We start from the raw sequence: 9026 nt of genomic DNA, 5'->3' as shown, positions 1-9026 counted from the left end.
ACCACCGGTGCTGCCCCGTCGGCCACCGCCACCCCGGACGAGGTCGCCGCCGGCAGCATCAAGTGGTCGGAGTCCACCGGTGCCGACGGCGCCATCGAGGCCATCGACGCCGCCATCAAGACCGTGTCCACCACTCGCGCCGACCTGGGTGCCATCCAGAACCGGTTCGAGCACACGATCAACAACCTCAACGTCGCCGTCGAGAACCTGTCGGCGTCGGAGAGCCGGATCCGTGACACGGACATGGCGCAGGAGATGACCAACTTCACCCGCACGCAGATCCTGACCCAGGCCGGCACCGCGATGCTGGCCCAGGCCAACCAGGCTCCGCAGGGCATCCTGAAGCTCCTGGGCTGATCCACCCGCACCACCTGAGCACCACCCGGTGAGGGGGGAGGCCCTCGGGCCTCCCCCCTCACTGCTCGATCCACGAACCCGAGACCAGAGGAACCGACATGGCAGGCATGAGCGTGAGCACGGGCCTGATCTCGGGCATCGACTACTCCACGATGATCACGCAGTTGATGCAGGTCGAGGCCAACCCCCAGACCCTGCTGAAGCAGCAGCTCAGCGCGACGCAGGCCCAGGGGGCCGCCTACCGCGCCATCAACACCCGCTTCGCTGCGCTGCAGACCGCGGCCGCGGCGCTGCAGGACCCGACCGCGTGGACGGCCAGCAAGGCCGCCAGCTCGTCGACGTCCGTGACGGCCACCGCGGGCGCCGCAGCCACCCCGGGGTCCCTGACCTTCACGGTCGACTCGCTCGCCACCAGCCACTCGGTGATCAGCGACCAGAAGTGGACGGCCACCGGCACGCAGACCCCGGCCGACCTCGACTACGGCGCCACCACGCTCGACATCACCGTCGGCGGCACGACCACCTCGCTGGCCCTCGACCGCGACGGGAACGGCACCGCGACCCTGGCCGAGGCCGCCGCGGCCATCAACGCCAAGACCGAGCTCGGCCTCTCCGCCACCGCGGTGCAGACCGCGCCCGGCGTGTACCAGCTGCAGGTCACCAGCAAGAAGACCGGCGAAGCGACCTTCACCGTCGGCGCCACCGACACCTTCGACGTCGTCACCCAGGGGTCGAACGCCACGCTCACCGTCGGCACCGGCCCGGGCAAGTACACCGCGACCTCGACCACCAACACCTTCAGCGGCCTGCTGCCGGACACCACGATCACGGTGAGCGGGCTGGCCGACTCGGTCACGGTCAGCGTCGCCAGCGACCCCGATGCGGTCGCGAGCAAGGTGAAGAACCTGGTCGACGCCGCCAACGGCGCACTCGAGTCGATCAACGCCTACACCAGCAAGGACAGCACGACCGCGACGCTCCAGGGCGACAGCACGCTGCGTGCTCTGGCATCGCAGATCGTGTCGACCATCGCCTACGCCGCCGGTGGCGACACGGCCTCGGTCGCCGGCCTGGAACTGAACCGGACGGGGACGTTCACCTTCGACGCGAAGGCCTTCACCGAGAAGTTCACCAGCGACCCCGCGCTGGTCTCCCGCATCTTCACCGGGACGGCGGCCGGGAAGGGCGCCGACGGGGTGCTGGACACCGCCGACGACGCCGTCTCGGCGCTCGGCTTCGCCGGCAAGCTCAAGGCCCTGGCCAAGGCGGCCTCGGACTCGGCCAGCGGCTCGCTCACGCTGCTCGGCACCAGCTCGGACACCGCCGTGAAGGACCTGCAGTCGCGCATCGAGGCCTGGGACACCCGGCTGGCCATGCGCAAGGACTCCCTCACCCGCCAGTTCACCGCCATGGAGACGGCGCTGGGCACGTTGCAGAACCAGGGCAACTGGCTCGCCTCGCAACTCGCCGGCCTGCCCTCCTGGTCGTCCTCCAAGTAGTCCCGACGACGGACCCCGCCCCTCCCGACGCGCTGATCCCCCTGGAGTCCTCACCGATGAGCACCGCTTCCCTCCGTGCCCGCTACCTGGGCGACACGGTCAGCACCGCGTCACCCCAGCGACTGCTGGTGATGCTGTACGACCGCCTCGCGCTGGACCTCGAGCGCGCGCACACCGCCCTGACCGCGGGTGACCGCGAGGCCGCCACCGAGCAGCTGCAGCACGCCCAGGACGTCGTCTTCGGTCTGCTGGAGAGCCTGCAGGTCGACGCCTGGGAGGGCGCTCCCCGGCTGGCCGCCCTCTACAACTGGCTGATCACCGAGCTCGGCTCCGCGATCGTGAAGGGCGACCTCCGCCGGGTCGCCGACTGCCGCAAGATCGTCGAGCCGTTGCGCGACGCGTGGCGGGAGGCCGCGGCCTCCCTGGCAGCGGCTCCCGCATGACCGGCGGCCCGGCCGCCGGGCGCGACCGGGTCGGGGACGTCCCCGCGCTGGCAGGCGAGGCGCGGAACTGGCCGGCGGTGCTCGACGCGCTCGAGGGCGACGTGTACCAGGCCGAGGAGACCCTCGCCCGCGGCCGGGCCGAGGAGATCGCGGCCTGGGGACGACGGTCGACCGACTGGATCCCGCCGAGCAACCTGGGCCCGCTGCCCGACGACCTGCGCGAGCGCGCCGCCCGGCTGCTGCAGCACCAGCTGGCGGTCGCCGAGGCACTGGTCGAGCAGATCACCCAGTCGCAGAAGCAGCGGGACGTCGCCGCCCGGATGTCCTACACACCGACCCGGCCGGTCGCCTCCTTCATCGACCGGGTGCTCTAGCCCCGCAGCACCACCCGCACTCCCCCGTCCCCCGGGGGCTGAAGTCGCGACTTCGGCCCCCGGGGGACGTTCGCGTTCTGTCACTGGGTGCGCTCGATCGAGTGCACATGGTCATGATCGCGGCGCTGACTGCCGATGACAGAAGTGCACGGAATGCACCACCTCGCCACGGATCGGCGGCCCCTTCGCTCGCAGGCATCGCCTGTGCGCGCAACTCGCCGTACCCGGAGGTACCTCGTGCTCCGTCGCTCCCTGCTGGGCGTCCGGTGATCACCGACTCGACCATGACGGCGCTGCACGCATCCCTCACCGGGCTGCAGCAGCGCCAGCGGGTGACCGCCGACAACATCGCCAACATCCAGACGCCGGGCTTCCTCGCCGGCCGGGTCGACTTCGAGTCGACCCTGCAGGCCGAGATCGTCAACGGTCAGGTCCCGGCGGGCGGCCGGAGTTCCGTCACCCGCTCGATGGACCCGACCCGGACCGACGGCAACAACGTCAACCTGGACACCGAGACGGTCATCGCGACCGAGACCGGGCTGCGCTACCAGCTGTCGATCAACGCCCTGGACGGCAAGTACGCCCTGCTGCGCTCCGCCCTGCGGACGCAGTGATGGCGGTCTTCGACACGCTCCGCATCGGCGGCTCGTCGCTGTTCGTCCACCGCAAGTGGATGGACGCCGTGGCGGACAACATGGCCAACATCAACACGGTCAACGCCCCGGGCGAGGACGCCTTCCAGGAGCGCATGATCGTCGCCGAGGCGGTCCAGTACGGCTCCGGCCAGGGCGGCGTGCGCGTCGCCGGCACCGAGCTCGGCAGCGCCGAGGGCCGGATGGTCTACGAGCCCACCAACCCCCTGGCCGACGACGAGGGCTACGTCCGCTACCCGGACATCGACCTCGGCGACCAGATGACCCAGCTGCTCATGGCCCAGCGCGGCTACCAGGCCAACCTGGCCACCATCAGGAGCGCCACCGAGGCCTACCAGCAGGCCCTCCAGCTCGGGAAGGGCTGACCATGACCTCACCCATCGCCGGCATCTCCATCGGCATGCCCGGCATCACCGACGTCACCGGGGTCTCCGGCGCCGCCTCGGCCGCCGCACCGCGGTCGGTCTCCGGCGACGGTGGCTTCGCCGCCGTCCTCAGCGGCTCGATCGACTCGCTGAACGCCGTGCAGGGCAAGGCGGACGCCCTCGCGCTGCAGGCCGCCACCGGCGACCTGCAGGACGCGCACGACTACACGATCGCCAGCACCGAGGCCCGGCTGGCCACTGACACCGTGGTGACGCTGAAGAACTCCGCGGTCGCAGCGTTCACCGAGATCATGCGGATGCAGATCTGATGCCCGCCGCGCTCAACGGCCCGCTGGAGCGGGTCCGCACGCTGCTGGCGACGATCAGCGCCGGCCAGAAGATCGTCATCGGTCTGCTCCTGGCCGGGCTGCTGCTCGGCGGCTTCTTCTTCACCCGGTGGGTCACCGCGCCCACGCTGTCACCGCTGTTCAGCAACCTGGCCTCCACCGACGCCTCGGCGATCGTGGAGGAGCTCAACGCCCAGGGCGTCGCCTACGAGCTGACCGACGGCGGCCAGACGATCATGGTGGCCAAGGACGCCGTCTACGACCTGCGTCTGGCGATGAGCGGCCAGGGCCTGCCGGCCGGCGACGAGACCGGCTACTCCCTGCTCGACGAGCAGGGCATCACCACCAGCGAGTTCCAGCAGCAGGTCTCCTACCAGCGTGCGCTGGAGGGGGAGCTCGCCACCACCCTCAAGGCGCTGGACGGCGTCCGGTCCGCAGTGGTGCACGTCGCGCTGCCCAAGGACGACGTCTTCGCCACCGAGGAGGGCAAGCCGACCGCCTCGGTCCTGCTCGACCTCGCCCCCGGCACGAGCCTCGCCGGCGAGCAGGTGCAGGCGGTCACCCACCTGGTCTCCTCCAGCATCGAGAAGATGGACCCGGCCGACGTCACGGTCGCCGACTCCACCGGCGCGGTCCTCTCCGCCGCCGGGGAGGGCGCCTCCTCCGCCGCCGGGGACGCCCAGTCGCAGATGGAGCAGGAGTTCGAGGGCCGGCTGGCGGCCAACGCCCAGCAGATCCTCGACCGGGTCGCGGGCCCGGGCAACGCCGTCGTCTCCGTCCGTGCCGACCTGGACTTCTCCAAGCGGGACACCACGATCGAGAGCTACGACTACAACGCCGACACCCCGGCGCTGTCGGAGAGCACCACCGTCGAGAGCTACACCGGCAACGGTGCGGCCGTCGGCGGGGTGCTGGGCGCCGAGGACCTCGGGGTCAACGGCAACGGCGAGTCCGCCTACGACAAGGAGACGGCCACCCGGAACAACGCCGTGGACAAGACCGTGGAGACCGTCGCCGGGGCGCCCGGTGCCGTCGAGCGGCTGACCGTCTCCGTGGTGATGGACCAGGCCGCGGCCGGCGCGCTGAACCAGGCGCAGGTGCAGGACCTGATCGGCAATGCGGTCGGCCTCGACGTCGCCCGCGGTGACGCCATCACGGTCGCCGCGATGGCCTTCGACCAGACCGCCGCCGAGCAGGCTGCCGCCGACCTGGCGGCTGCCCAGGAGGCGGAGAAGACCGCCCAGATGTGGTCGATGATCAAGACCGGTGGCATCGCCCTCGGCATCGCCCTGCTGGTGCTCATCGTGTGGCTGCGCTCGCGGCGCAACCGCGAGGAGTACGAGGAGTACGAGGACGAGGAGGTCGACGAGCGCATCCAGGTCGAGAGCGTCCGGGACCCGGCCCTCGACGACCGGGCGGCGCTGCTGGAGGCCCAGCAGCGCGAGCGGGTGCGGGGCGAGATCTCGGAGATGGTCAGCGACCGTCCCGACGAGGTCGCCACCATGCTGCGCGGCTGGTTCGCCGACGCCAAGTGAGCACACGGTCCGGGGCCTCCCCCGGCAGGGCCCGGACACCGTCGGGAGCCCTGCCGGGTGGGGCCCCGGACTGCCGATGCAGGGGGTGGACGCCGGTGGCGTCCAGGGACAAGAGGACTGCCGTGAGCATCGCGAAGGGAGCTGAGCAGTGAGCATCGCCAGCGTCGAACAGCTCGTCGGGGTACCGGCGACGACGTCGCCCGCCCAGCTCGCCAAGCCCCGCAAGGAGCTGCCGGGGCTGCGCAAGGCCGCGGTGTTCCTGGCCCAGCTGACCAAGGAGGAGGCCGGCGCCGTGCTCGCCCAGATGCGCCCCTCCGAGGTCGAGAAGCTGACCGGCGAGCTCATGGGGCTGCAGCGGGTCAACGGCAGCGACGTCGACGACGTGCTCGGCGAGTTCCACACCCTCATGCAGGCCCGCCGCTTCGTCGGCACCGGCGGCATCGAGTTCGCCCGCGAGGTGCTCGCCGCCGGGCTCGGCGAGGAGAAGGCCGACGGCATCCTCTCCCGGCTCAACGTCGTCTACACCGAGCTGCCCTTCGCCTCGCTGCGCAACAGCGACGTCCGGCAGCTGGTCACCTTCCTCAAGGACGAGCACCCGCAGGTGGTCGCGCTGGTGCTGGCGCACCTGCCCGCACCGCAGTCGGCCGAGGTGCTCTCGGGCTTCCCGCCGGACCAGCAGGCCGACGTCGCCTACCGGATCGCGCTGATGGACCGCACCGCCCCGGAGATGGTCCGGATGGTCGAGGAGGAGCTCGGCCGCCGGATGGGGTCGCTGCTCGCCTACCAGGACATGGCCACGGTCGGTGGCGTGGAGACGCTGGTGGAGATCATCAACCGCTCCTCGCGGCCCACCGAGCGCTCGATCCTGGAGTGGCTGGAGAACAGCGACCCCGAGCTGGCCGAGCGGATCCGCTCGCAGATGTTCGTCTTCGAGGACATCGTCACCATCGACGACCGGTCGCTGCAGCTGGTGCTGCGCGACGTCGAGGCCAACGACCTGGCCACCGCGCTCAAGGGCGTCAAGCAGGACGTCCGGGACAAGGTGGTCCGCAACCTCTCCGAGCGCGCCGGGGAGAACCTGCTCGAGGAGATCGAGCTGCTCGGCCCGGTCCGCACCCGGACGGTCGAGGAGGCCCAGGCCAAGATCGTGGCGGTCATCCGCACCCTCGAGGAGCAGGGCGCACTGACCATCTCGCGGGGCGGTGAGGATGACTTCGTCGCCTGACGGCAGCGGACGGGAGACGTTGCTGCTGCGCGGGGCGCCGGCGGCCGGCGCCGTCCCCTACCAGCGCGTACCCCAGCGTGCGCCGGTGTGGGGACGGCCGTCGGCGGTGCGCCCCGCCGCGCAGGACGCCGTCGCGCCGGCCCCGGCTGCACCGGTCCCCCCACCTCGGGCGCCCCGGGCGCCCTCCGTCGTCCCCCCGGCCGCGCCGGTCGACCCGACGGCAGCGCACCCGAACGCAGCGCACCCGAACGCAGCGCACCCGAACGCAGCGCACCGGACGGCGGCGCACAGCGACCAGGCAGCCACCGCCCGGGTCGGGCTGCGGCTGGGCGAGGTCTACGCCGAGCAGCTGGCCCGACTGCGGGCGGAGGCCCGCCGGGAGGGCTGGGCCGCCGGCCACGCCGAGGGCCTGGTCGCCGCCGAACAGGTCGTCCGCGCAGCCGAGCAGGCCGCCGAGGAGCGACTCGCCGAGGTGCAGGCCCGCTGGGAGCGCCGGCTGGCCTCGGCCACCGCTGCCATGGGCGCCGCCGTCGAGCGGCTGGACGGCACCGCAGCCCCGGTGGTCGACGAGCTGCGGGACAGCATCCTGGACGCCGTCGTCATCCTGGTCGGCGACCTGTTCGGCCGGGAACTGGCCGTGGCCGCAGAGCCCGGCCTGGACGCGTTGCGCCGGGCCATGACCCTGTGCCCCGACGACGTGCCGGTCGTCGTCCGGCTGCACCCCGACGACCTCGCCGAGGTCCCGGCCGAGGCGTTGGCCCAGCTGCCGGCGTCGGTCACCGTCCGCGGTGACGACTCCGTCGAGCGGGCCGGCGCCGTGGCCGAGGCCGGCACCCAGCGGGTCGACGCCCAGCTGAGTGCGGCGCTGGACCGCGTCCGCGAGGTGCTCCGGTCATGAGTGCGACCGTCGACACCCTGGACAGCAACGACCTGATCGATCGGGCGCGTGCGGCTGCCCGCCCCCAGCTCACCGGCATCGTCACCGGCGCGATGGGCCTGACCCTCACCGTCGAGGGCGTCTCGGCGGCCGTCGGCGACCTGGTCGAGGTCCGCACCGGCCCCCAGCCGCTGCTGGCCGAGGTGGTCGCCGTGCAACGGGACCGCCTCACCTGCATGCCGCTGGGCGACCTCTCCGGTGTCCGCTCCGGTGCCCGGGTGCGGGCCACCGGCATGCCCCTGCAGGTGCCGGTGGGCGAGGCGCTCCTCGGCCGGGTGCTCGACGGGCTCGGCCGGCCGATGGACGGCGGCCCGCCGCTGGGGAACGCGATCCGGTACGTCGACCTCACCAGCCAGACGCCCAACGCGCTCACCCGGGCGCGGGTCAGCCGGCAGCTCGCCACCGGCGTCCGGGCCCTGGACACCCTCGTCCCGGTCGGCCGCGGCCAGCGGCTGGGCATCTTCGCCGGGTCCGGCGTCGGCAAGTCGACGCTGATGAGCCAGATCACCCGGGGCACCGACGCCGACGTGCGGGTGATCGGCCTGATCGGTGAGCGTGGCCGTGAGGTCCGCGAGTTCCTCGAGGAGGACCTCGGCCCGGAGGGGATGGCCAACACCGTCGTCGTCGTCGCCACCTCCGACGAGCCACCGCTGGTGCGGCTGAAGGCGGCGTTCGTCGCCACCCGGATCGCCGAGGGCTTCCGCGACCAGGGCCGCGACGTGCTGCTGATGATGGACTCGATCACCCGCACGGCGATGGCCCAGCGCGAGGTGGGGCTCTCCGCCGGCGAGCCGCCGGCCACCCGCGGGTACCCGCCGAGCGTCTTCGCGATGATGCCGAAGCTGCTGGAGAAGGCGGGCACGTCCACCACCGGATCGATCACCGGCCTCTACACCGTGCTGGTGGAGGGCGACGACCACAACGAGCCGATCGCCGACACCGCCCGGTCGATCCTCGACGGCCACGTCGTGCTCACCCGCAAGCTCGCCACCGCCGGGCACTTCCCGGCCATCGACGTGCTGGAGTCGATCTCCCGGGTCGCCACCACGATCGTCCCGTCGCCGCAGATGACCGACGCCCGGGAGGTCCGCCGGATGATGGCGGCCCTGCGCGACGTGCGGGAGCTGATCGAGATCGGCGCCTACCAGAGCGGTTCCGACCCGCTCGTCGACCGGGCGCGCCGGCTGGTGCCGCAGATCGACGCCTTCCTGCGGCAGGCCGTGGACGACCCGACCTCGACCCCCGAGGCGTTCGCCCGACTGCACGCGATCGCCACCACGGCGTGAGCGGC

The 9026-nt window shown here is 72.3% G+C and carries 11 protein-coding genes; all 11 read left to right on the top strand.

Annotated elements, in window-relative coordinates; all coding sequences use genetic code 11:
* The coding region (locus O2V63_RS02410; RefSeq protein ID WP_269165974.1) for a flagellin at positions 1–357 on the top strand (357 nt) is incomplete at its 5' end.
* A gap of 107 nt (positions 358–464) precedes the next feature.
* Positions 465–1856: a flagellar filament capping protein FliD gene (gene fliD, locus O2V63_RS02405; protein ID WP_269165973.1), complete on the top strand. Its 1392-nt coding sequence runs from the start codon at positions 465–467 to the stop codon at positions 1854–1856.
* Positions 1857–1912: 56 nt separating this feature from the next.
* Positions 1913–2299 (top strand): flagellar export chaperone FliS, encoded by a 387-nt coding sequence (fliS, locus tag O2V63_RS02400; RefSeq protein WP_269165972.1) that lies wholly within the window; start codon positions 1913–1915, stop codon positions 2297–2299.
* Complete coding sequence (locus tag O2V63_RS02395; RefSeq protein ID WP_269165971.1) at positions 2296–2673, top strand: hypothetical protein; 378 nt, start codon at positions 2296–2298, stop codon at positions 2671–2673. Before fliS ends, O2V63_RS02395 begins: the two co-directional genes overlap by 4 nt.
* Before the next feature lie 266 nt (positions 2674–2939).
* Positions 2940–3287 carry a flagellar basal body rod protein FlgB gene (locus O2V63_RS02390; RefSeq protein ID WP_269165970.1) on the top strand — a complete coding sequence of 116 codons (348 nt, stop codon included), beginning with the start codon at positions 2940–2942 and terminating at the stop codon, positions 3285–3287.
* Entirely contained in the window at positions 3287–3691 is a 405-nt protein-coding gene (locus O2V63_RS02385) for a flagellar basal body rod protein FlgC (protein ID WP_164703245.1), read from the top strand. The genes O2V63_RS02390 and O2V63_RS02385 overlap by 1 nt, the downstream gene beginning before the upstream one ends.
* 2 nt (positions 3692–3693) lie before the next feature.
* Positions 3694–4020 (top strand): flagellar hook-basal body complex protein FliE, encoded by a 327-nt coding sequence (locus O2V63_RS02380; protein ID WP_269161659.1) that lies wholly within the window; start codon positions 3694–3696, stop codon positions 4018–4020.
* Entirely contained in the window at positions 4020–5573 is a 1554-nt protein-coding gene (fliF, locus tag O2V63_RS02375; protein WP_269165969.1) for a flagellar basal-body MS-ring/collar protein FliF, read from the top strand. Before O2V63_RS02380 ends, fliF begins: the two co-directional genes overlap by 1 nt.
* 148 nt (positions 5574–5721) lie before the next feature.
* On the top strand, positions 5722–6798 hold the full coding sequence (fliG, locus tag O2V63_RS02370) for a flagellar motor switch protein FliG (protein ID WP_269165968.1): 1077 nt from the start codon (positions 5722–5724) through the stop codon (positions 6796–6798).
* The gene (locus O2V63_RS02365; RefSeq protein WP_269165967.1) at positions 6782–7696 is read left to right on the top strand and encodes a FliH/SctL family protein; all 915 of its coding nucleotides are present in this window, start codon (positions 6782–6784) and stop codon (positions 7694–7696) included. The genes fliG and O2V63_RS02365 overlap by 17 nt, the downstream gene beginning before the upstream one ends.
* Positions 7693–9021, top strand: a complete 1329-nt coding sequence (locus O2V63_RS02360; protein ID WP_269165966.1) for a FliI/YscN family ATPase — start codon at positions 7693–7695, stop codon at positions 9019–9021. The genes O2V63_RS02365 and O2V63_RS02360 overlap by 4 nt, the downstream gene beginning before the upstream one ends.
* Positions 9022–9026 lie beyond the last annotated feature (5 nt).

The sequence above is a fragment of the Modestobacter sp. VKM Ac-2977 genome (assembly GCF_026968045.1).
In the GTDB taxonomy this organism is placed as follows: Bacteria; Actinomycetota; Actinomycetes; order Mycobacteriales; family Geodermatophilaceae; genus Modestobacter.
The sequence above is the reverse complement of the archived record's forward strand: the minus strand, read 5'-3'. Positions and strand labels throughout refer to the sequence as shown.

Coding starts and splice junctions, on each gene's coding strand:
- fliD (WP_269165973.1), top strand. CDS start 465: ATGAGCGTGAGCACGGGCCTGATCTCGGGCATCGACTACTCCACGATG.
- fliS (WP_269165972.1), top strand. CDS start 1,913: ATGAGCACCGCTTCCCTCCGTGCCCGCTACCTGGGCGACACGGTCAGC.
- O2V63_RS02395 (WP_269165971.1), top strand. CDS start 2,296: ATGACCGGCGGCCCGGCCGCCGGGCGCGACCGGGTCGGGGACGTCCCC.
- O2V63_RS02385 (WP_164703245.1), top strand. CDS start 3,287: ATGGCGGTCTTCGACACGCTCCGCATCGGCGGCTCGTCGCTGTTCGTC.
- O2V63_RS02380 (WP_269161659.1), top strand. CDS start 3,694: ATGACCTCACCCATCGCCGGCATCTCCATCGGCATGCCCGGCATCACC.
- fliF (WP_269165969.1), top strand. CDS start 4,020: ATGCCCGCCGCGCTCAACGGCCCGCTGGAGCGGGTCCGCACGCTGCTG.
- O2V63_RS02365 (WP_269165967.1), top strand. CDS start 6,782: ATGACTTCGTCGCCTGACGGCAGCGGACGGGAGACGTTGCTGCTGCGC.
- O2V63_RS02360 (WP_269165966.1), top strand. CDS start 7,693: ATGAGTGCGACCGTCGACACCCTGGACAGCAACGACCTGATCGATCGG.